The sequence below is a fragment of the Bacillota bacterium genome (assembly GCA_023511835.1).
In the GTDB taxonomy this organism is placed as follows: Bacteria; Bacillota; Sulfobacillia; order JAIMAT01; family JAIMAT01; genus JAIMAT01.
On the sequence record JAIMAT010000030.1, the window covers coordinates 1 to 21,907 of the forward strand.

Annotated in this window: 19 protein-coding genes and 1 pseudogene; 13 read left to right on the top strand and 7 right to left on the bottom strand. The window is 75.3% G+C overall.

Translation table 11 applies throughout. The features are described from left to right. A partial coding sequence (locus tag K6U79_06235; protein ID MCL6521961.1) for a Gfo/Idh/MocA family oxidoreductase occupies nucleotides 1-280 on the bottom strand: 280 nt, incomplete at its 3' end. A gap of 7 nt (nucleotides 281-287) precedes the next feature. Then, on the bottom strand, nucleotides 288-755 hold the full coding sequence (locus K6U79_06240; GenBank protein MCL6521962.1) for a hypothetical protein: 468 nt from the start codon (nucleotides 753-755) through the stop codon (nucleotides 288-290). A 161-nt stretch (nucleotides 756-916) separates the two neighbouring features. Here K6U79_06240 and K6U79_06245 point away from each other — a divergent pair, with 161 nt between their 5' ends. The 9 genes from K6U79_06245 (at nucleotide 917) to K6U79_06285 (ending at nucleotide 13,163) form a co-directional block, all read left to right on the top strand. Beyond that, nucleotides 917-1,684, top strand: coding sequence for a sulfite exporter TauE/SafE family protein (locus tag K6U79_06245; protein ID MCL6521963.1), 768 nt, complete (start codon nucleotides 917-919; stop codon nucleotides 1,682-1,684). 95 nt (nucleotides 1,685-1,779) lie between these two features. After that, nucleotides 1,780-3,324: an acyl--CoA ligase gene (locus K6U79_06250; GenBank protein ID MCL6521964.1), complete on the top strand. Its 1,545-nt coding sequence runs from the start codon at nucleotides 1,780-1,782 to the stop codon at nucleotides 3,322-3,324. Continuing rightward, nucleotides 3,311-4,996, top strand: coding sequence for an amidohydrolase (locus K6U79_06255; GenBank protein MCL6521965.1), 1,686 nt, complete (start codon nucleotides 3,311-3,313; stop codon nucleotides 4,994-4,996). Before K6U79_06250 ends, K6U79_06255 begins: the two co-directional genes overlap by 14 nt. Next, entirely contained in the window at nucleotides 4,993-6,069 is a 1,077-nt protein-coding gene (locus K6U79_06260) for a hypothetical protein (GenBank protein MCL6521966.1), read from the top strand. The genes K6U79_06255 and K6U79_06260 overlap by 4 nt, the downstream gene beginning before the upstream one ends. A 155-nt stretch (nucleotides 6,070-6,224) precedes the next feature. Beyond that, nucleotides 6,225-8,750, top strand: a complete 2,526-nt coding sequence (locus K6U79_06265) for a heavy metal translocating P-type ATPase (protein ID MCL6521967.1) — start codon at nucleotides 6,225-6,227, stop codon at nucleotides 8,748-8,750. Then, on the top strand, nucleotides 8,747-9,319 hold the full coding sequence (locus K6U79_06270) for a cytochrome c (protein ID MCL6521968.1): 573 nt from the start codon (nucleotides 8,747-8,749) through the stop codon (nucleotides 9,317-9,319). Before K6U79_06265 ends, K6U79_06270 begins: the two co-directional genes overlap by 4 nt. 186 nt (nucleotides 9,320-9,505) lie before the next feature. Continuing rightward, nucleotides 9,506-10,756 (top strand): FAD-dependent oxidoreductase, encoded by a 1,251-nt coding sequence (locus K6U79_06275; protein MCL6521969.1) that lies wholly within the window; start codon nucleotides 9,506-9,508, stop codon nucleotides 10,754-10,756. Continuing rightward, the gene (locus K6U79_06280; protein MCL6521970.1) at nucleotides 10,753-12,096 is read left to right on the top strand and encodes a 3-hydroxy-3-methylglutaryl-CoA reductase; all 1,344 of its coding nucleotides are present in this window, start codon (nucleotides 10,753-10,755) and stop codon (nucleotides 12,094-12,096) included. Before K6U79_06275 ends, K6U79_06280 begins: the two co-directional genes overlap by 4 nt. After that, a complete protein-coding gene (locus tag K6U79_06285) occupies nucleotides 12,093-13,163 on the top strand; it encodes a hypothetical protein (protein ID MCL6521971.1) in 1,071 nt (356 codons plus the stop codon). The genes K6U79_06280 and K6U79_06285 overlap by 4 nt, the downstream gene beginning before the upstream one ends. 161 nt (nucleotides 13,164-13,324) lie before the next feature. Here K6U79_06285 and K6U79_06290 read toward each other — a convergent pair whose 3' ends face one another. After that, nucleotides 13,325-14,389 carry an alkaline phosphatase family protein gene (locus tag K6U79_06290; GenBank protein ID MCL6521972.1) on the bottom strand — a complete coding sequence of 355 codons (1,065 nt, stop codon included), beginning with the start codon at nucleotides 14,387-14,389 and terminating at the stop codon, nucleotides 13,325-13,327. Between the two features lie 85 nt (nucleotides 14,390-14,474). On the opposite strand from K6U79_06290, the gene K6U79_06295 reads away from it, so the two are divergent. Further along, nucleotides 14,475-14,783 (top strand): antibiotic biosynthesis monooxygenase, encoded by a 309-nt coding sequence (locus K6U79_06295; GenBank protein MCL6521973.1) that lies wholly within the window; start codon nucleotides 14,475-14,477, stop codon nucleotides 14,781-14,783. Nucleotides 14,784-14,792: 9 nt separating this feature from the next. Here the strand turns inward: K6U79_06295 and K6U79_06300 are convergent, their stop codons facing one another. From K6U79_06300 to K6U79_06315, 4 genes are all read right to left on the bottom strand, one after another. Further along, entirely contained in the window at nucleotides 14,793-15,548 is a 756-nt protein-coding gene (locus K6U79_06300) for an EAL domain-containing protein (protein ID MCL6521974.1), read from the bottom strand. 93 nt (nucleotides 15,549-15,641) lie between these two features. Continuing rightward, entirely contained in the window at nucleotides 15,642-16,301 is a 660-nt protein-coding gene (locus K6U79_06305) for a DUF1614 domain-containing protein (protein MCL6521975.1), read from the bottom strand. A gap of 1 nt (nucleotide 16,302) precedes the next feature. After that, the gene (locus K6U79_06310) at nucleotides 16,303-17,121 is read right to left on the bottom strand and encodes an SAM-dependent chlorinase/fluorinase (protein ID MCL6521976.1); all 819 of its coding nucleotides are present in this window, start codon (nucleotides 17,119-17,121) and stop codon (nucleotides 16,303-16,305) included. 43 nt (nucleotides 17,122-17,164) lie between these two features. Continuing rightward, entirely contained in the window at nucleotides 17,165-18,565 is a 1,401-nt protein-coding gene (locus K6U79_06315; protein ID MCL6521977.1) for an SDR family oxidoreductase, read from the bottom strand. A gap of 193 nt (nucleotides 18,566-18,758) precedes the next feature. On the opposite strand from K6U79_06315, the gene K6U79_06320 reads away from it, so the two are divergent. The 3 genes and pseudogenes from K6U79_06320 (at nucleotide 18,759) to K6U79_06330 (ending at nucleotide 21,795) form a co-directional block, all read left to right on the top strand. Further along, a complete protein-coding gene (locus K6U79_06320) occupies nucleotides 18,759-19,559 on the top strand; it encodes a GntR family transcriptional regulator (GenBank protein MCL6521978.1) in 801 nt (266 codons plus the stop codon). Between the two features lie 148 nt (nucleotides 19,560-19,707). After that, nucleotides 19,708-21,310: pseudogene (locus tag K6U79_06325) on the top strand (PTS system mannose/fructose/sorbose family transporter subunit IID). Between the two features lie 77 nt (nucleotides 21,311-21,387). Beyond that, on the top strand, nucleotides 21,388-21,795 hold the full coding sequence (locus K6U79_06330; GenBank protein ID MCL6521979.1) for a PTS mannose transporter subunit IIC: 408 nt from the start codon (nucleotides 21,388-21,390) through the stop codon (nucleotides 21,793-21,795). The last annotated feature ends 112 nt before the right edge of the window (nucleotides 21,796-21,907 follow it).

The window sequence follows — 21,907 nt, forward strand, 5'->3', positions numbered from 1 at the left end:
AGACGTGAACGCCCGCCTCCAGGCAGCGCATCACCGGCTCGTAATGGTCCCCGCCGCCCTCGAAGCCGCCTGTGGCCACGCTGACGGCGTCCAGCTTCTCCCGCGCCAGCATCTGGGCGATGCTGGAGTAGGCGCGGACGCCAAAGCGCCGCGCGACCTCCTGCGCCCGCTCCGGGGCCAGGTCACAGACGCAGACCAGCTCGCTCAAGGCGTCCTGCTGATAGCAGCGCGCGTGCGTCTGGCCGATCCGGCCAACTCCGATCACTCCGACGCGAACCATTGCTTCCTCAAAAGTCGAGCGCCATGCCGTCGTAGGCGACCTCGATCCCGTGCGGCGCAAAATAGTGCTGCAGTTGTGCGTGCAGCCAGCCGCCGTTGTGGGAGAAGTGCGTGGCGATAACCCGCGCTCCGTCCGCCAACGCACCTGCCTTGGCCAGCGCCTCGCGCGCTGCGACGACGCCCTCGACGTTCAAGTGGCCGGGGCTTGCCGGGCGCGGGCCGTGGGTGCAGTCGAGCAGCACCACGTCGAGCGGCCACGTGGCAAGAAACTCCCACGTCACCTCCGGCCACCAGCCGGTGTCGTGGCCCTGAAGCAGCCGCCGTCCATCCCGCTCCAGCAGATAGTTCACGCAGGTCTCGCCCCGCGCGTGGGTCGCCTCCACCGCCGTGGCGCTCAGCCCTTCCCCCAGCGCGATCGGCTCCCAGAGGCGCAGGTCGTGGAACGCAATGCCGTACACCTCCCAGCCGCCGGGCAACGCCGCCTCCCGGGCCGCCGGCCCCCCCGGCGGGGGCGGCCCCCGGTGGCGCCATTCTACCGCCCCGCGGGCGCGGGACGCGCACGCCGGCGGCCGCCCGCGGCATAGCGAGGCAGGCGACGGGGCGCGGCGTCAGAGGGCGCCGCGGGGGGAGGCGCGCCATGGCGACGGTGCTGGCCGGCTTCCTGGCCGGCCTGCTGGTCGGCCTGACGGGGATCGGGGGAGGGGCGGTGCTGACGCCGGCCCTCCTGCTCCTGGGCGTCCCGCTGCCGGCGGCGGTGGGCTCGGACCTGCTGGCGGGCACGCTGACCAAGCTGGCCGGCCTCTTCCACTACCTCCGCCGCGGCGAGGTGGCCTGGGGCTGGGCGCTGCGGCTGGCGCTGCCGGGCGTGCCGGGCGCCCTGCTCGGCTCCTGGTGGGCCGTCCGGCTGGCCGCACGGCCCGCCGCCATGCCGCTCCTCCACCGCCTGCTGGGGCTGGCGCTGGTGCTGAGCGCGGCCGTCACCCTGGCGCGCCTCCTCCGTCCGCGGCGGTCGCCGGCCGCTCCGGCGCCGGCCGCGGGCGCGCCCGCGCCGCCTGCCGCCCCGCGGGCGCTGGGCCTCCTGGGCGCGCTGGTCGGGCTGCTGGTGGGGCTCACCTCGGTGGGCGCGGGCAGCCTGGTGGCCCCGCTCCTCCTGGCCGGCAGCCTGCTGGGCCCGCGCCAGGTGGTGGGCACCGACCTGGCCGCCGGGCTGCTGGTGGGGGCGGCGGCCACGCTCGCCCACGGGCTGGCCGGCGACGTCCGGCCCGGGCTGGTCGCGGCGCTCCTGGCCGGCTCGCTGCCCGGCGTCTGGCTGGGCGGCCGCCTCGCCGCGCGCCTGCCCCTCCTGCCGCTCCGCCTCCTCCTCTCCGGCACCGTGCTGGCGCTGGGGCTCGCCTGGCTCCGCTAGGGCGCGCCGGCGCGGCTCGCGGGCGCCCGGGCAGGGAGCGCCCTCCGCGCGGACGAATTCCGCAGCTCGGGACCCGCGAGAGGAGGTCGCGATCCATGTTCACGCTGGGTGCGGCGCTTCGCACCAACGCCGTCCGCTACCGCCAGAAGACGGCGCTGGTCTACGGCGAGCGGCGGCTCACCTTCGCCGAGCTGGACGAGCGCGTCAACCGCCTGGCCCACGCCCTGGCCGCCCGCGGCGTCGGCCGGGGCGACCGCGTCGCCGCCTTCCTGCCCAACGTGCCGGAGATGGTGGAGCTGCTCTTCGCCTGCGCGCGCCTGGGCGCGGTGGCGGCGCCGGTCAACCTGCGCCTGGCGCCGGCGGAGATGGCCCGCATCCTGGCCAACGCCGAGCCCTCGGCCGTCGTCGCCGACGCTGCCGTGCTGGCGCGGGGGGCGGACCGGCTGCTGCCGCCGGTGCCGCTTCTGGTGACGGGCGAGGGGGAGCGGGGGGCGGGCGAGGCCTACGAGGAGGCGCTGGCCGCGGCCAGCCCCGCCGACCCGGGCGTCGAGGTGGACGACGACGCACCCTGGTTCATCGTCTACACCTCGGGCACCACGGGGGAGCCCAAGGGCGTGGTCCAGAGCCAGAAGCGGGCGCTCTTCATCGCCTTCGTCCTGCTCAGCGAGGTGGGGGTGAGCGCCGACGACGTGGGCATGCTCCTGATGCCGCTCTTCCACGTCAACTCCATCTGGTTCTCTTCCTTGACGCTGGCGGTGGGCGCCACCTGCGTCATCTACCCCCACGCCCAGTTCCACCCGGTGCGCGTGGCCGAGGAGATCAACCGGAACGGCGTCACCTACTCCATGTTCGTCCCCACCATGCTCAGCTACCTGGCCGACCTGGCGGAAAAGGGCGCGCTGCGCACGGACACGCTGCGCATCCTCATGACCAGCTCGGCGCCGCTGCCCGGCAGCCTGCGCGACCGGCTGATCCGCGACTTCCCCGAGGCGCGGCTCTACGACGTCTACGGGGCCAGCGAGCTGGGCGCGGTCAGCGTGCTGCGCCACCGCGCCGGCGGCCCCGTCGGCTCCATCGGCTACCCGCTCCTCCTCTACGACGTGCGCGTGATCGACGAGGAGGGGCGCGAGCTTCCCGACGGCCAGATCGGCGAGCTGGTGGTGAAGAGCCCCTGCAACATGCTGGGCTACTTCCGGAACCCCGAGGCGACGGCGGCCGCCCGGCACGGCGACTACCTGGGCGTGGGCGACCTGGGCTACCGCGATCCGGCCACGGGCCTTCTCTACATGGTCGACAGGAAGTCGGACCGGATCATCACCAGCGGCGAGAAGGTCTACCCTTCCGAGGTGGAGGAGGTGCTGGCCCGCCATCCCGACGTCGCCTTCGCCGCCGTGGTCGGCCTGCCCGACGAGCGGCGCGGCCAGGCCGTGGCCGCCTTCGTCCAGCTGCGCGCGGAGACCGCCCGTCCGGCCGAGCAGGTGCAGGCCGAGCTGGAGGCGCTCTGCCGCGAGCACCTGGCGGACTACAAGCGGCCGCGCCTCTACCGCTTCGTGCCGGAGCTGCCGCTGGGCCCCACGGGCAAGGTGCTGCGCCGCGCCGTGGCCGCTCTGGCCGCCGGCGGGGGCGATGGGAACGGTTGAGGCGGAGCGGATCTTCACCGGCGCCCGCCTGGTGGACCCGGGGCAGGCGCGCACCGCGGCGGCGCCCGCCCACCGGCCGGCGGCGGAGGCTCCGGCGGCGCTGGCCGTGGCCGGCGGGCGGATCCTGGCCGCGGGGCCGGCCGGGGAGGTGCTGGGCCTGCGCGGGCCGCGCACCGAGGTGGTCGACCTGGAGGGCGCCTGGCTCCTGCCCGGCCTGATCGACAGCCACGCCCACCTGCTGGCGCTGGGCCTGGCCGCGCAGGAGCTGGACCTCTCCGACAGCCGCTCGCCGGAGGAGCTGGAGAGCCGCCTGCGCCGCTACGCCGCGGAGCATCCGGAGCTCCCCTGGATCACGGGCCGCGGCTGGGACGAGAGCCGCTGGCCGGAGCGGCGCCTGCCGCGGGCGGAGGAGCTGGACCGCGCCGTGGCCGACCGCCCGGTGGTCCTGGAGCGGGTCTGCGGTCACGGCGCCGTCCTCAACGGCGAGGCGCTCCGGCGGAGCGGCCTGGCCGGGAGCTCCGGCGACCCGCCGGGCGGCCGGGTCGACCGCGACGCGCACGGCCGGCCGCTGGGCACGGTCTGGGACGCCGCCCTGGAGCGGGTGCGCGCCCTCCTCCCGCCGCCCTCCGAGGAACGGGTGCTGCGGGCGATGCGCTGGGCGCTCCGCCGCGCGCGGGAGCTCGGCTTGACGCAGGTGCACAGCGAGGACTTGGGCGCGCTGGGCGCTGCCGGACTCGAGTCGCCGCGGCGCCTGCTGGAGCTCTGGCGCCGGGCGCTCGGAGCGCCGGAGGGCCGCGCCGCCTCCGCGCCGCCGCTCCGCCTCGCCCTCCTCCTCCGCCAGGAGGCGCTGGAGCGGATCGCCGCCGAGGGCCTCACCCTGGGGAGCGGCGACGAGGCCCTCTGGGTGGCGGGCGTCAAGTTCTTCGCCGACGGGGCGCTGGGCGGGCGGACGGCCTGGCTCGGCCGGCCCTACGCCGACGCGCCCGGATGGAGCGGCCTCGCCGCCATGCCGCCCGGGCTCCTGGCGGAGCGCGCCGCGGAGGCGGCCCGGCTGGGCCTGCCGCCGGTGGTCCATGCCATCGGCGACGCGGCCGTCGACGCCGCCCTGGCCGCGCTGGAGCGGGCGCGGCCGGCCCTGGCGGCCGCCCGAGGCCGCCCGCGGCCGCGCTTCCGCATCGTCCACGCCCAGGTGCTCCGCCCCGACCAGCTGCCCCGCCTGGCGCGGGAGGAGCTGGTGCTCGACATCCAGCCGGGCTTCGTGGCGACGGACTCGGCCTGGGCGGAGGCCCGCCTCGGCGCGGAGCGGCTGGGCGCGGCCTATGCCTGGAGGAGCCTCCTCGACGCCGGCGTCCGCCTGGCCGGCGGCTCCGACGCGCCGGTGGAGAGCCTCGACCCGCTGGCCGCCGTCGAGGCGGCGGTGCGCCGCCCGCGGGCGGGAGACGGCGCGCCCTGGCGGCCCGAGGAAGCGCTCACCCGGGCGGAGGCCTTCTCCCTCTACACCGAGGGCGGGGCCTGGGCGGCGGGACTGGAGGACCGCTTCGGACGCCTCGTGCCCGGTTTCGCCGCCGACCTGACGCTGCTCGCCTTCGACCCGCTCCGCGATCCCGTCCCGGCTCGCGGCGGCGTCCTGGGCACCGTCGTCGCCGGCCGCCCGGGAGAGGGGCTCCCGTGAGCGGCGCCGCGGCGCGCCGCCCACCCCTTCTGCCGGCGCTCCTCCTGGCGGCCGTCCTGGCCGGAGCCTGCGGCCTGCCCGCCCCCGCCGCCGGCGGGCCCGCGGTCCGGCCGCTGCCGTCGCGGCCGCTCGAGCCGGCGCGGATCGCCCCCTTCCCCGGGCCGCTCGACCTGGCGCGCGACGGGAGCGCCCTCTGGGTGACGCCCGCCGGCGACGTCTACGTCCAGGAAGGAAGCGGCGCCCGCGCGGCACCCCGCTTCGTGGCGCGCGGCTGGCGCGCCGCCTTCTGGTACCGGGGCGGCCTGGGTATCGTCGGCCTGCGGTCGCGGGGGGAAAGCTTCCAGGTGGTCTACCGCCTTCCCGGCGGCGGCCAGGAGACGCTGGGGACGACCGACGCGCCGGCGCAGGTGCAGGTGACCGCCGGCGGATGGGTGGCCTGGCCGCTGGCGGGCGACCTGGAGATGGCCGACCCGGTGACGGAGAGCCGCAGCCGCCGGCCCGGCTTGCTGCGCGGCGCGGAGCGCTTCCGCCTGGCTCCCGACGGGCGCCAGGTGGCGCTGGCGCGGGCGGGGCGGCTGGAGCGGGTGACGCTGACGCCGGCCGGGCGGGGCTCCGGCCCGGAGGCGGAGACGCTGGGCCCGCTGGCCGGGGCGGCGGCCTTCGCCTGGTCGGCGGATGGCCGCTGGCTGGCCTGGGCGGCGCCGGCGGGCGGCGGGGAAGGCGGCTTCGACCTCCGCCTCTACGACGCCAGGCGGCACCGTCAGCGGCCTCTCTGGCGCCCGCCGGCCGGCGCGGCGGGGGCGGGCGGCGCGGCCGCGGTGGCGGCTCTCCACTGGTTGCCGGGGCGCCCGCTCCTCCTGGTGGAGACCGGCGGCGGGAGCGCGGCCGGCGGACGGCTCTACTGGCTGGTCGATCTGGCGGGGCGGGCCCGGCGACTCCCCTTCGGCGGCGGGGAGGCCTGGCCGCTGCCCGACGGGAGCGGCTTCCTCTTCGCCGGCCCGCCGCGCGGGCCGGCGGGCCGGGCGGAGGGGCAGCCCGGCGTCTGGGCGGTTCGCCTGGGCGGCTCCGGCTGAGCGGTCGGCCCGCTGCGCGGCCGTTGCCGAGCCCGGGCCGCAGGGCTATGCTGGAGATACCCGATACGGCATGGGGGTAGGTATCGGGCGAAGCGCGGGACGCTCTGTCCGGGAGGACCGGAGGCGCGACGCGCGGCGAGGGCGGGTGAGAGACTTTGGCGACGGAGTTCCGGCTGCGGAAGGCCCCGGGCGGCGACGAGGGCGGGCAGGGCGAAGGCCTCGCCCGGGTGACGCTGGACATCGAGGGCATGACCTGCGCCATGTGCGTGGCCACCATCACCGAGGGGCTGGAGGAGCTGCCCGGGACGCACTCGGTGCACGTCAACCTGGCCACGGAGAAAGCGAGCGTGGTCTACGACCCGCAGAAGGTTGACGTACCGGCGATGATCGCGGCCGTCCGCGACCGCGGCTACGACGTGCGCACGGCCAAGGTGAAGCTGGAGATCGAGGGCATGACCTGCTCCACCTGCGTCCGGACCAACGAGGAGGCGCTGCGCTCGCTGCCCGGCATCGTCGACGCACGCGTCAACCTGGCGAGCAACACCGCCTACGTCGAGTACAGCCCGTCGGCGGTCTCGCCCGAGGAGATGGTGCGTGCCATCCGCGAGGTGGGGTACGACGCCCGCCCGGTGACCGAGCCGGGCGCGGCGGGCGAGGGCGAGAGCGTCCAGGAGCGGGAGATCCGCCGCTGGCGGCGCCTGCTCTGGATCGGCGCGCTCTTCTCGGCGCCGCTCCTCCTGGCCATGATCGGCCACGCGCTGGGCGTGGAGGATCAGCCCTGGATGCGCCTGCTCGGCAACCCCTGGCTCCAGTGGGCGCTGGCCAGTATCGTCCAGTTCGGGCCCGGCTGGACTTTCTACCGCGACGCCTACTACAACCTGAAGCACCTGAACGCCAACATGGCGGTGCTGGTGGCGGTGGGGACGAGTGCCGCCTACGGCTACAGCGTCGTCGGGCTCTTCGACGCGGCCGTCGCCCGGACCGGCTTCTACTTCGAGGTCAGCGCCATCCTGATCACGCTGGTGATCGTCGGCAAGCTGCTCGAGGCCATCGCCAAGGGGCGGACCTCCGCCGCCATCCAGGCGCTCCTCAGCCTCCAGGCCAAGACCGCGCGCGTCCTCCGAGACGGCCGAGAGGTGGATCTCCCCGTCGAAGAGGTGCAGGTGGGCGACATCGTCATCGTCCGCCCGGGGGAGAAGATCCCGGTCGACGGCGTGGTGGTCGAGGGCTACTCGGCCGTCGACGAGTCGATGTTGACCGGCGAGTCGCTGCCGAAGGAGAAGCGCGAGGGCGACGAGGTGGTCGGCGCCACGATCAACAAGACCGGTACCTTCAAGTTCCGCGCGACCAAGGTGGGGCGCGACACCGCGCTCGCCCAGATCGTGCGCGTGGTGGAGGAGGCGCAGGGCTCCCGGGCGCCGATCCAGCGGCTGGCGGACGTGATCTCCAACTACTTCGTCCCCTCGGTCCTCGGCGCGGCGGTGCTCACCTTCCTGGCCTGGTTCTTCAGCACGGGCGACGTGACGGCCGCGCTGCTGAGCAGCGTGGCCGTGGTGGTCATCGCCTGCCCCTGCGCGCTCGGGCTGGCGACGCCCACCGCCATCATGGTGGGCACCGGCCGGGGCGCCCAGGCCGGGATCCTCTTCAAGGGCGGCGAGCACCTGGAGCGGGCGGGGCGGCTGAACGCGGTGGTGCTCGACAAGACGGGCACCATCACCCAGGGGAAGCCGTCGGTGACCGACCTGCTCCCCGCCGAGGGAGTGGAGGTCCGCGAGCTGCTTGGGTTGGCGCTGGCGCTGGAGCGGAACTCCGAGCACCCGCTGGCGCAGGCCGTCGTCGACCGGGCGCTGGCCGAGGGGCTCGCGCCGGAGGAGGTGGCCGGCTTCCAGGCGATTCCCGGGCAGGGTGTGGTCGGCCATGTGGAAGGCCGCCTCTACCGGCTGGGCAACCGGCGGCTGATGGCGGAGGCCGGCATCGACCTCGGCCCGCTGGCCGCCGAGCTGGAGCGGCTCGAGGGTGAGGGCAAGACCGCCATGATCCTGGCCGACGAGGAGCGGGTGCTGGGCCTGATCGCCGTCGCCGACACGGTCAAGGCAGGAAGCGCCGAGGCGGTCCGTGAGCTCCAGCGGATGGGGATCCGCGTCTACATGATCACCGGCGACAACCGGCGGACCGCCGAGGCCATCGCCCGGCAGGTGGGCATCCCGCTGGAGAACGTGCTGGCCGAGGTGCTGCCCGAGAAGAAGGCCGAGGCGGTCCAGGAGCTGCAGGCGAAGGGGCTCCGGGTGGGCATGGTGGGCGACGGGATCAACGACGCACCCGCCCTGGCGACGGCGGACGTGGGCATGGCCATCGGCACCGGCACCGACGTGGCCATCGAGGCGGCCGACGTCACCCTGATGTCGGGCGACCTGCGCGGCGTGGTGGCGGCCGTCGACCTGAGCCGGGCGACGATCGGGAAGATCTACCAGAACCTCTTCTGGGCGCTGGTCTACAACACGCTGGGCATCCCCGTGGCGGCGCTGGGCCTCCTCAACCCGCTGATCGCGGGGGCGGCCATGGCGCTCAGCTCCGTCTCGGTCACCACCAACTCGACCTTCCTGCGCCGCTTCGATCCCATGCGCCGGTTCCGGCGGCAGGGTATGGCGGTCGCGGCGCTGACCCCGGAGGCGAGACCTTGAACGACCTGCTGTTGACGCTTCTGGCGGTGGCGGGGGTGGCGGCTCTGGCGGCCGGCTTCCTCCGCCGGAGGCGGGGCATGGCCGGGGCCCCGCCCCTGCTCCTCCTCGGTGTGGCGGCGCTGGCCTTCGCGGGCGCGGGGCTCGTCGGCGGCCTCCGCGCCGGCGGGCCCGGGCAGGGGCCGGCGCCCTCCGCCCAGGTGGCGCTGGGCGAGCAGATCTTCCAGCAGGGGATCGGCGCCGACGGAAGGCCGATCGCCCGCAGCGGCGGGCTTCCCATGATGATGGGCGGAGCGCTCAGCTGCGCCTCCTGCCACGGGCCCGACGGGCGCGGGAGGAGGACGATGATGTTCACCGCGCCCGACATCACGTACGGAAACCTGACCGATCCCCGCGGCATGCTGGAAGCCGACGGGAGGCGGGGGATGCGCTACACCGACGCGCTGATCGCTCGCGCAGTGACGCAGGGCCTGGACGCGGAAGGAAAGCCGCTCGATCCGGTCATGCCGCGCTGGCAGCTGACCCCCGACGAGGTCAACGCGCTAATTGCCTACCTGAAGACGCTCCACTAGAAGCCATCGGCGCCACCCGCCGGGGGAGGAGGCCCCCCCGAGCCCGCACTCCGGAGCGGCTTGCGGAGAGAGCGGTCACGGCCTCCGCTGTCCACCTTCCGCCAATTCCCACAGGGCAAACTGGACGCGACCGCCACCATCGGTAGACTGGAGGAAGCGGGGGGTTCCCCCGCGGGGAGGTCGTCCATGAAGACGTACCGGTACCTGATCGTGGGCGGCGGCATGACCGCCGACGCGGCCGTCGACGGGATCCGCGAGGTGGACGAGGAGGGCTCCGTCGGCCTCTTCTCCGAGGAGCGCTTCCCGCCGTACGACCGGCCGCCGCTTTCCAAGGGCCTCTGGAAGGGCGAGCGCCTGGAGCAGAGCTGGCGGAAGCCGGTCCGCCCGGCCGGCGTGGAGGAGCACCTGGGCGTGCGCATCGTGGCGCTCGACCCGGCCGAGAGGCGGGTGACCGACGCCGACGGCAACGCCTGGGGGTACGAGCAATGCCTTCTGGCCGTGGGGGGCCGGCCCAAGCGGCTTCCCTTCGGCGAGGAGGCTGCGCGGGCCGGCGAGCTGATCTACTTCCGCACCCTGGAGGACTACCTGCAGCTCCGCTGGAAGGCGGCGGTGGAGGGCGAGTTCGTCGTCGTCGGCGGCGGCTTCATCGGCGCCGAGGTGGCGGCGGCGCTGGCCATGCAGGGGAAGCGGGTGAGCATGATCTTCCCCGAGACCACCATCCTGGAGCGCCTGCTCCCGCCCGAGCTGGGGCGGGAGGTCAACCGCCTCTACGAGGAGAAGGGGGTCCGCCTCCTGACCGGCGACGTGCCGGTGGAGATCGCCCGCCGCGGCGAGCTGCTGGAGGTGAGGAGCCGGAACGGCGAGCGGCTGAGCGCGGGCGCGGTGGTGGCCGGGCTGGGCATCGCGCCCGAGGAGGAGCTGGCGCGGGGCGCCGGCCTGGCGGTGGAGGACGGGATCGTGGTGGACCGCTTCCTGAGGACGAGCCGCCCGGGCGTCTTCGCCGCCGGCGACTGCGCGCGCTTCCCCGCACCCGCCCTGGGCGAGGGGCGGAAGTTGCGCGTGGAGCACGAGGAGAACGCCAACGCGCAGGGGCGGCTGGCGGGGAGGAACATGGCGCTGGCGGCGACGGGCCGCGCGCCGGGCGCCGGCCGCGAGGACGGCGAGGGGCTGGAGCCCTACGACTACCTGCCCTTTTTCTACTCCGACATGTTCGAGACGGGCTACGAGGCGGTGGGCCTCCTCGACTCCCGCCTGCAGACCTTCGCCGACTGGAAGGAGCCGCTCCGCGAGGGCGTCGTCTACTACCTCGACGGGGGACGGGTGGTGGGCGTGCTCGACTGGAACGTCTGGGACGCCATCCCCCAGGCGCGCGCGCTGATCGAGCAGGGGGCCACCTACCCCGACCCCTCCCTCCTCCGCGGGCGGGTCGGCGCATGAACGAGGCGTTGCGCTGGCCCCGCAGGAACGGGCCGGAGGAGATCGCCGAGCGGCAGGCGCTGCTGCGCGAGAGGCTGACCTGGCGCGACGCCGGCGCCCGGGAGGCGATCTTCCGGCTGCCCGAGCGGCGCGAGGGCTGGGCCGAGGCGGTGGAGTGCCTGACGGCCCAGGTGACCATCCCGGTCAGCGTGGTCGGGCCGCTGGACGTGGAGATGGGCGCCTACGAGCTGGACGGCGAGGGACGGCTGCGCGAGCCGGCCCGGAGGCGCGAGCCCGTCTGGGTCCCGCTTGCCCAGACCGAGGGCGGGTTGGCCGCCAGCCTCCAGCGCGGCGCCATCGCCCTCGCCGCCGCGGGCGGCGTCCGCACCTACGTCCTGGAGGACCGGATCACGCGCGACACCTGCTTCTTCTTCCGCAGCTCGGCCGACGCCATCGCCTTCGCCCGCTGGGTGGAGGCGGAGGCGCCGAGCATGGCGGCCTGGCTGGAGGCGACCGCCGCCGGGCGGACCGCCGCCTCCGGCCTCCGCCTGGGCGGGAAGCCGCTGGTCAGCCGCCACGCGGTGCTGCGCGAGGTGCGGACGCACGTGGTCGGCGCCTACTGCCACGTCCTCCTGCGCTTCACCACGGGCGACGCCTGCGGGCCGAACATGATCACCCGCAACGCCTTCCTGCTGGCTCAGCACTACATCCTGCCCCGCTACCCGGCGACGGAGGGCGCCCCGCCCGAGGAGTTCGTCCTGGAGAGCAACATGGGCGGCGACAAGAAGCCCAGCTTCCTCTACTTCCAGGAAGGGCGCGGCAAGACCGTGCTCGCCGAGGCGACGCTGCCCGAGCGCGTCCTGCGCCGCCTCCTCCACACCGACGCGCGGCGGATGATGCGCCTGGGCCTGGCGGGCATGCACGGGACCATCGCCAGCGGCATGCAGTCCATGGCCTTCACCCCCGCCTCGGTAGTGGCGGCGCTCTTCGCCGCCACCGGCCAAGACCTGGGCATGGTGGGGACCAGCTCCATGGCGCACGCCACCGCCGAGGAGGCGGAGGGCGGACTGCACGTCTCCATCCGCTTCCCCGGCCTGGAGGTGGGGACCGTGGGCGGCGGGACGGGCCTGCCGCACCAGCGAGCCTTCCTGGAGATGATGGGCTGCACCGGCCCGGGCTCGGTCTACCGGCTGGCCCAGATCGTGGCCGCCGCCGCCCTGGCGCTGGAGATCTCGGCCACCGCCTCCATGTCCGTGCCGGCCAGCGAGAACTTCGTCCAGGCGCATACCGAGCGCGGCGGCCAGCGCGGCTCGGGGGCGGTGCGGCGGGCCGAAGAGGCGGAGGAGGTGGAGGCGCGTTGATCGAGCTCTTCCCCAGGCTGGAGGAGGACGTCTTTCTCACCCTCTACCAGAAGGCGAGGAAGAGCCAGCTCACCTCGCTGGACTTCGACTGGGAGGCGCCCAGCGGCTTCGACCGGCGCGAGATGCAGGCGCTGGCCCGCGTCCTCACGCCGGTCTACCTGGGGGAGCAGTCGGCCATGCTGGGCGCGGCGGCGGCGCTGCCGCAGATGTTCCGCGCGCACGAGACGAGCGTCCAGCTCTACCTGACCAGCTTCCTCGCGGACGAGGGCCGGCACTTCGAGATCCTGACCCGCTTCTACCAGCGGGCGGGGGAGCAGCCCGCCCGGCTGCGCGAGATCCCGGAGATGCTCCGCTACCATCACCGCCTGCGCCAGGGGGACCGCTTCGACTGGGCCTGGGGCATCCTCATCTCGGACCTCTACTCCAGCCTCTTCTACCGCCTCTTCGCCCAGGCCCGCCCCGAGGCCGTCTTCGGCCGCATCTCGTCGGCCGTGCTGGTGGACGAGTCGCGCCACAAGGCCTTCGCCCACCATTACCTGAAGCGGGCGCTCCCCCGGCTGGACGAGGACCGGCGCCGCGGCCTGGTGCGCATGGAGGAGGAGCTGATCGAGATCATCGACGCCATCGAGGGCAAGCTGGAGGCGGAGGCGCGCGTCCTCGGCCTCGATGGCAAGGAGATCGTGGGGCGCTGGATCGCCGACATCGAGTACCACGCCCGCCAGATCGGGCTGAAGCCGGGCGCCGGCCGGGACGGCCGGGACGAGGGCCCGGGCGGCGGCGAGACGGCCGCCGGAGGCGAGGCGGAGGCCGCCCGGGAGCTCCTCGGAGTGCCGGAACCGGCGGCGGCGGACGAGGAGGCCGAAGACGGCCGCCAGGGGGCCGTCGCCCGGGAGGCGAGGGGCGGCTCGGGGCGTCGCCTCTTCACGTTCTCCCTGGCCCGCCTGGGGCGCCCGCTGGCGGGGGCCGGGGCGCGGGCGGCGGACGCGCTCCGCCACTGCGGGGCGTGCGCGGTGGCGCTTCTCTGCAGGACGCGGGCGATCGGCGGCGCGGTGGCGTCCGGGAGCTAGAACGGCCGGCCTTTCTAGCCTTTCGATCCTCCTGCCGGCTCGCCGGCAGCGGCGGACGAGGCCGGCTCCGCCGCCCGCCCAGCGATGGGCCCGCCTCGCCGTCGCCTCGCGGGCCGCACCGACCGCCGCGAGAGCGGCCTGGAAGCGCAGGGTGCGGGGCGCTACCGGGCGGAGCCAGCCGTCGCCGCATCCCGGAAGAGCGGCGCCAGCGGGCGGACCGCCGGCGAGGCGCTCGCCCCCAGGCGGGGCAGGCGCCAGGCGTCCTCCACGGTGCGCAGGAGCGAGGCGTGGGAGAAGGGGAGGTCCGAGCGGTAGCCGGCGCGGGCCAGCGGCGAGAGGGCCAGCAGAAGCGTCCGGCCGCCGCCGGGGGAGAGGCCCGGCGCACCGCTGGTGTCGGCGCCGGAACCCTCGTCCCAGAGGACGAAGAGGACGGAACGGGCGTCCCAGGCGGGCGAGGCCTCCACCTGCCGCACGAAGCCGCCCAGCCAGGCGTCGGCCTCCGCCAGCGGGCAGTCGTGCCCGTCGTGACAGAGGTCGGGCACGATGAAGGCGAAGGCGGGCAGCCGGCCTGTAGCGAGGTCCTGCCGCAGCTGGTCGAAGCCCACCAGGTGGCGCAACCGCGTCGGGGAGCGCCGGATGTCCTGGAAATAGCGGAAGGGGTCGTGCTTGCCCGCGTAGTCGCCGGGCGGGTACCAGGGGCCGAGCCAGCCCGGGGAGGGCAGGCCTTCCATGTACGCCTTCCAAGAAATGCCCGCCGCCTCCAGCAGGTCGACCAGGTTGGGGGCGTCCACATAGCAGAACCAGCAGTCGCTGCGCACATCGAAGGTGCTGCCGCCCAGCAAAAAGAGGTAGTTGGGCAGGCTGGGGTGAGCGACGGCGTAGTAGCGGACGGCCGTGGCACCGCCGCGCATCAGGCGCTCCAGCTGCGGCGTCCGGCCCGGCGCCAAGAGCGCCGAGGCCGGCTGGTTCTCCATCACCACCACCAGCACGTGCGAGAAGGCGGGAACGCCCTCCAGGCCCGTGGCCCCGACCTGCGGGGCGGACGCCGCCGGCGGGGCCGCGCCCGGCGCAGGCGCCGGGCGCCGGGCGGCGGGCGCGCCCGCCGGAGCGCAGCCGGCGGTGGCCAGCAGGAGAAGGGCGAGCAGCAGCGCCCGCCGGCGGACGGCTCGCCGCCCGGGGCCCCAGGGCGAAGGAAGCCTGCGCATGCGGATCCCCCCGCGACCCATTCTCCGGCCTCTCCGGACCCCGACCCAAGCGCGGAAAGCCAGCGCCCGCGGGCGCGCATCCTACCCTCCGGGAGGCGAGGGAAGGATGACCGTCATCACGCTTCACTACCAGGTGCAGCAGGGAAGGGAGCGCAGCTTCGAGGAGGCCTACCGCAAGGGCGTCTCGGAGATCCTCATCGGCATGGCCGGCCACCGGGGGACGCGCCTCTACCGGGGGGTGGAGGAGCCGCGCGCCTACCTGGTGGAGTCGGAGTGGCAGGACCGCGCCTCGCTGGAGGAAGCGCTCCGCGACCCGCGCTTCCAGCGCGCCCTGGCCGGCTGGCGCAACCTGGGGGCGGTGGTGCGCGGCCCCGAGGCGCGGGAGATGGTGGCCCTGGAGCCCGTGGCCGAGTAGCGAGCCTCCCTAGCCGGGGACGGGCGGCCGCTCGGCCGGCCGCCCGAGCAGCCAGCCCTGGCCGTAGTCGATGCCCAGCTGCCGCAACCGCTCCAGCTCCTCGGGGCGCTCGATCCCCTCGGCCACGGGCCGGCCGCCCAGCTGCCGCACCAGGTCGACGAGCCGCTCCATCACCGGGCGGACGTCGGCCGCGCCCGCGACCAGCCGGGTCAGCGCCCGGTCGAACTTGACGTAGCCCGGCCGCAGCCGCATGAGCGGCAGAAGGTTGGAGTAGCCGCTGCCGAAGTCGTCCACCGCCACCTCGGCCTCCGACTCCCCCTCGCGCCAGCGGAGCACCGCCTCCACCGCGGCCGGATGGCTCTCGGCCTCGCTGAGCTCCAACACCAGCCGGTCGCCGGGGAGCCGGGCCCGCCGCAGCAGCTCCCACGCCTCGGGACGGAGGAGCGTGCCGGCGCGCACGTTGAGAAAGAGGCGCGACCCCGCCGGGGGAGGAGGTTCCAGCTCGTGCCACGTCGCCAGCGCCAGCCGCAAGGCCAGGGTGTCCAGGCGGCGCTCCAGGGCGAGCGCGCGGGCGGTGGTGAAGAGCCGTTCGGGCGACTCCCAGGCGCTTCCCCTGGGGCCCCGCAGGAGCGCCTCGTACCCGTGGACGCGCGCACCGCCGAGCTCCACGATGGGCTGGAAGACGACGCGGAGGCCCAGCCGCCGGGCCCAGCGCGCCTCCCGCCCGTCCTCCGCGAGACCTCTCCAGTACTTTGGAACCGGCATCACTCGTCCACGCTAGGGAAAGACCGGCGAGGGGAGAGACCACCCGTCCGGGCGATTCCTTCCCGGCTTCGTCCGCCGGCGCCGCCGCCCGGGCTAGCCCTGGGCGAGCGCGCCCAGCAACGCCGCCACCATCCCCACCAGAAAGATGCCGTCGAAGACGCCGGCGCCCCCGATGCTCAGAGCCAGGGCCTCCCCGCGGACCACGTCGCGCAGGTGGAGGAGGTCCGCGCCGACCAGCGTGCCCAGCACGCCGCCCACGTAGGCCACCGGCGAGACGTCGGCGCCGCGCACCAGCAGGAGGGCCACTCCCACCGCCACCAGAGGCGGGATGAAGGGCGGCAGCACGATCCCCACGCCCGCCCGCGGCCGGGCGATCCGCTCGGCCACCAGCGTCACCACGGCCGCATCCACCAGCGCCGGCAGGAGCGGCGCGCGCGTGCCCAGGAGGCCCAGGGCGAAGAGGCCCGGGATCAGCGCGCCGCCCACGTTGACGTAGACGACCTGCTCGCGCACCTCGGGCGGGTAGTAGAAGAAGAGCGAGCGCAGCCCGGCCGGCGGCCAGGGGCTCTCCACCGTCTGCCGCCAGACCGGGAGGTTGACGACGCTGCCCGCCAGCGAGCCGGCGAAGAGCCAGAAGGACTGGGCTGGCGAGAGCCCCAGCGCGCTGAACGAGGCGGCGGAAAGCTGGGCGAAGAGCGAGAAGAAGAGCCAGGGAAGCGCCAGCAGCAGGATCAGGAAGAGGAAAAGCGGCACCCTAGACGCCTCCCCGACGGATTTCCACCTCCTGGCCGCGCTCAAGCCCCAGCTGCTCCCGGGCGCTGCCGCGGTGGACCGCCACCAGGATATCGCCGGACGAGTCTTCCAGGATCAGCGGCGCGCCTTCGGGGACGTCGGCGTAGGTGCGCCCCACCGGCAGCCGCCAGCTTCGCCCGCCCGCCTCGAGCCGCACCGTCCCGCCCGGCACGACGCCGAGCTCCCCCAGCATCCGGGCCGGCGCCCGCAGCCGCGCCGAGCCGAAGGGGTCGAAGAGCACCACCGCCGCCCGCAACCGCGGCTCCGCTCCCGCCTCCAGGCGAGGCTCGGGCAGCAGCGCCGGCTCCAGGCCCGCCGCCTCCAGCTCCGGCCCCATGGCCTCGGGCGGTACGCCGCGGGCCAGGTGGGCGGCCGCCGGGGCGAAGAGGTCGCGCCCGTGGAAGGTGGAGGAGAGGCGAACCAGCCGGTAGGCCGGATTCTCCAGGCTCCAGGCGCCCCGGACGCCACCCAGCGCGGCCGCCGCGGGGAGGAGCAGGCCGTTGTCCGGGCCCACCATCAGGTCGCCGCGGCCGGTGCGCAGCACCACCGCGCGCCGCCGGCCGCCCACGCCGGGGTCAACCACCGCCAGCCAGACGGCGCCGGGCGGCGCGTAGGGCGCCGCGTCCAGCGCCGCCAGCGCGCCAGCGGCCACGTCGAAGGCGGGCACGTGGTGGGTCAGGTCGATGACGCGCGCCTCCGGGGCGACCGCCGCCATCACCGCCCGGCAGATGCCCGGGTACTCCGAGCTCCCGAGATCGCTCAGGAAGAGGATCGGACGCATGCTCCACCCCGCCTCCCGCAGCCGGCTGGCAGCCTCCTCGGCCTCAGGGCACCGCGGCCCCCGCGTCGACCGCCAGGACCGCGCCGGCCAGCGGCGCTTCCGGACCGGCCAGCCAGCGCGCCACCTCGGCCACGTCCTCCAGGGGCGGCACCGGGCGCGGCAGGAGCGCCCGGCCTCCGGCGCCGGTGCCGCGTGCGGCCCCGCCGCCGGTGCCCGCCCGGGGCGGCGGCGCCGCGGCCGGCCCGCTGCGGGCGACTCCGTTGACGCGGATGCCGGCCGGGAGGAGTTCGCCCGCCAGCTCCGCCACCAGCGCCGCCCGCGCCCTCGCCAGCGCCGCCGCCAGGGGCTCCGCGGCGGCCTCGCGCGCGGAGGCGGCGCCGGCGTCGACGACGACGGCCCCGCCCTCCGGTCCGAAGCAGGCTCCCGCCAGGCGCAAGAGCTGCCAGACGTCCAGCAGCTCCCGCTCAAACCAGGCCTCGACCGCCTCTTCGCCGAGGGAGGTCGGGGCGCCTGCCGCGCCGCCGGCGGGTGCGGCGGAGGCCGGGGGGCGCCGGAGCCCCACCAGGAGGGTCTCCAGCGGCCCGAAGTGGTGGCAGGCCCGATGCAGGGCTTCCTCGGCGGCGGCCGCGCTGCGCAGGTCGGCCGGCACCGGAAGCGGGATCCCCCCGGCGCGGCGGACCGCCGCCGTCAGCTCCTCGTCGGGCGCGTCGTCGCAGAGCGCCAGCGAGGCGCGACGAGAGGCCCAGAGGAGGGCGGCGGCGCGTCCGAAGTCGCTGCCGGCGGCGGCCACGAAGACGTGGCCGCGCCCGCGTCGACCAGGTTCGGGCGGGGGCACCTCCTCCGCCCCGGCGGAGGGCGGAACCGCGCCTGCCGGCCAGCCCGGCGTCGCACCCGGGGATCCGGGCGGCAGCGCCGCCCCCGGCGCCGCCTGCACGCTGCCGGTCAGCCAGTCGGCCTGCGGCGAGAGCAGGAAGGCGGCCAGCCGCGCCAGGGCGGCCTCGCTCCCCTCCCCGCCGGGCAGGAGCAGGTGGATGGTCGCCCCGCGCGCCCCCAGGCGGGCGGCCCAGGCCTGCACGAGACCGGCCAGTCCCGCGTTGCCCAGCCGTGCCAGGGCGCCGCCCGAGGGCGCGAAGCCGAGGAGGAGATGGCGGCGGACGGCCGGGGCGCCGGCGACGCTCCGGTGGCAGGCGGCCAGGGAGGCGGCCAGGCGGCGTATCTGCCCGGACGGGGCCTCCAGGAGCGAGGGGACGGGTTCCAGAGCGGGGGCGACCGTCACCCGGCCCGCGGGATCGCCGGGGAGGCGGCCGCCCGCGGAGAGCCCGGCGCGCAGCCGCCGCAGCAGGTGCAGGAAGCGGCGCGCCTCCGGGGGCGTCTCCTCGCCCGCCACGGTGACCGAGTCCGAGGCCGGCGGGAAGGCGAGGGCAGGGTAGGGCATGGTCACCACCTCGCGCCGCCTCTTCCACGGTCGCCCCGGCCCTCCTCCCGCGCGGAAGCGCGTCCCGCCGCCAGGAAGCGCCGCCCGCGGCGGCCGTTGTCGGGCGCTGGAGGAAAAGCCCCACCGGATGGCGAAACCCACCGACAAAGTGGTCTATACCACACTGCATCAGCGACCATCGGGTCGGGGGCGACGCGGCCGGATGAAAGGCGTGGCGGACCGTCGGGGCCACGGGACGCGGGGGCCGGGGAGGGGCCGGGTGGACGGCCCCCTGGATCCGGCGCGGCCCTACCACGAGCAGATCCTGCGGCGCCTGCTGGAGGCGGTGCAGAACGGCGAGTTGCCGGTGGGAGCGCGGCTTCCTTCGGAACGGCAGCTGGCCGAGCGCTTCGGCGTCAGCCGGATGACCGGCCGGCGCGCGCTGGAGGAGCTGGTGGAGCTGGGGCTGGCGGAGCGGCAGGTGGGGCGGGGCAGTTTCGTGGTGCAGGCGAAGGTGCGGCAGCAGCTGGAGGGCCTCACTTCCTTCACCGAGGACATGCGCGCGCTCGGCATGCGCCCGTCCAGCCGCGTGCTGGAGAGCGCGCCGCGCCTGCCAGACGGCGAGAGCCAGCGCCTGCTCGGCCTGCGGCGGGGCGAACGGGTCCTCTGCCTGAAGCGCCTCCGCCTCGCCGACGGGACGCCCATGGCCCTGGAGGTCAACCACCTGCCGCTGGGCCGCCTGCCCGGCCTGGAGGAGCTGGCGCGGGAGGAGCTGGAGGGCTCGCTCTACGAGCTGCTGGCCTCGCGCTGGGGACGGCGGCCGCTGAGCGCCACGCAGACGCTGGAGGCGGAGCTGGCCGCGCCCGAGGTGGCGCGGCTGCTCCAGGTGCGACCGGGGGCGCCGATCCTGCGCATCACGCGCCTGACCCGCGACCAGGACGGCATTCCCCTGGAATTCGTCCGGTCATACTACCGCGGAGACCGCTACCGCTTCCAGGCGGAGCTGCGGCGTCCGCAGGGTTAGCCGCGGGGAGCGGACGACGGAGGCCGCCGGCGCGGCCGGACCGGAAGGGGGTGGGGCTGGGCAGAGGGCGAGCGGTCGGGGAACGTCGGGGCGCGCCGGCGCCGCAGGCGGCGAACGGCGCGCGGTCCCGGAAGGAGGGACGCATCGCATGGCGGGTTACTCGATCTGGGTGGCGGCGCTCCTGGCTCTCTGGGCCTACGTCGGCATCGTCCTGCAACTCGGGCCCGGCCTCTGGTGGCAGGAGGCGCTCATCGCGGGTGCGGTGACGGGGATGATCGTGGGCGACCTGCCCCTCGGGCTGACCATCGGCGCCACGCTGACGCTCATGTCGCTGGGCCTCTGGACGTACGGCGGCGCCACCATCCCGGACTTCCAGACGGGCGCCATCATCGGTACCGCCGTGGGCGCCCTGGGCGGGGGCATGTCGGCGGGCCTGGCCGTGGCCATCCCCACCGCCCTGCTGATGACGCAGATGGACGTGCTGGGCCGCGCGGTCACCACCTTCTTCATCCACGCGGCGGACCGGTACGCCGAGGAGGGCAACCAGCGCGGCCTGGCTTGGATGCACTTCCTGGGCCAGATTCCCTGGGGCCTGACGCGGGCGATCCCGGTCTTTCTGGCGGTCTGGCTGGGCGCCGGGCCGATCCAGTCGCTGATCCACTCGCTGCCCGCCTGGTTCACCAACGGCATGATGACCACCGGCCGCATCCTGCCGGCGCTGGGCTTCGCGCTCCTGCTCTCGCAGCTGCCGCTGCGCAGGTACTGGCCCTTCCTGCTGCTGGGCTTCGTCCTCTTCGCCTACCTGAAGATGCCCGTGATCGGCATCGCGGTGCTGGCGGTGGCCGTCGGCTTCATCGTCAACATGCTTCAGCCGAGGGGGCAGTCCGATGTCTGAGCCCATGGAGAACCGCCCCGCGGAGACCGGCGGCGAGGGGCCCGTGGAGCTGGACCGGGCCACCCTCCGCAGCGCCATGTGGCGCCACCTGATCACCCTGCAGTGGTCGTGGAACTACGAGCGCATGCAGGCGCTCGGCTACTGCTACTCGATGCTGCCGGTCATCAACAAGGTCTACAGGAGCCGCGAGGAGCGTATCGCGGCCATGAAGCGGCACCTGGTCTTCTACAACACAAACCCGCAGGTGGGGTCGCCGCCCATCTTCGGCGCTACCGTGGCGCTGGAGGCGCAGAGGCAGGGCCAGGTGGTGGACAGCCTGAAGGTGGCGCTGATGGGGCCGCTGGCCGGCATCGGCGACACCATCCAGGCCATCCTCTACCGGCCCATCATCGCCGTCTTCGCTGCCTCCATGGGGCTGGCGGGCAGCCTGGGCGGCCCGTTCCTCATGTTCCTCTCCGGGCTGCTCTGGACGCTCTTGATGATCCCCCTCTTCTGGCTGGGCTACCGCGAGGGCGTGGGCCTGGCCACGCAGGTGGCCGAAGGCGGCCTGGTCACCCGTATCACCGACCTGGCGACGATGATGGGCATGGTGGTCATCGGCGGCTTCGTGCCCAGCATCATGGCCAAGGTGCAGACGCCGCTGGAGTTCACCCGCAAGCTGACGGTCCAGGGCAAGGTGACCGAGCAGGTGGTCAAGATCCAGTCGGTGCTGGACCAGATCGTGCCCTACCTGATCCCGGTGCTGCTGGTCGCCTTCGCCTACTGGCTGCTGCGCGGGCTGAAGCTCTCGCCGGTCTGGGTGATGGTCATCCTCTTCGTGGTCGGCTTCGGCCTGAGCGCCATCGGCGTGCTCTGAGGCGCGTCGTCGGAAAGCGTCGGCGGGGCGCGGTGGCGGGCGACCGCGCCGCGCCCCGCGCCGGGGGGCGGGCGGCTTTGGTGGGCGTGGTGCTGGTTTCGCACGGGCCGCTGGCGGCGGCTCTCAAGGCGGCGGCGGAGATGATCGTGGGCCCGCAGGAGCGGCTGGAGAGCGTGGGCATGGATCCGGCGGCCGATGTCGAAGCGCTGCGCGGGGAGATCGAGAGCGCGCTCGCCCGCGTCGCCGAGGGCGTGGAGGGTGGCCTCATCCTGGCCGACATGCTGGGGGGGAGCCCCTCCAACGCCAGCGGCTACGCTGCCCTGGCGGGGACGCCGGTGGTCTGCGGCGTCAACCTGCCCATGCTCCTGGAGGTCCTCCTGCGCAGGGAGGGCGCCACGCCCGGGGAACTGGCCGAGGTCGCCCTGGAGGCGGGACGGAGCGGGGTGGCCGACCTGGCGGCCCGGCTGCGCGGAGAGGATTCGTGAGGGCGGCCGGGCCGCGGGGCCGGCGGGGGCGGGGTCGGGAGAGGCGCCGAGGGAGGGAGCCTTCGTGGCCGTCGTGCACATGCGCATCGACAACCGGCTCATCCACGGCCAG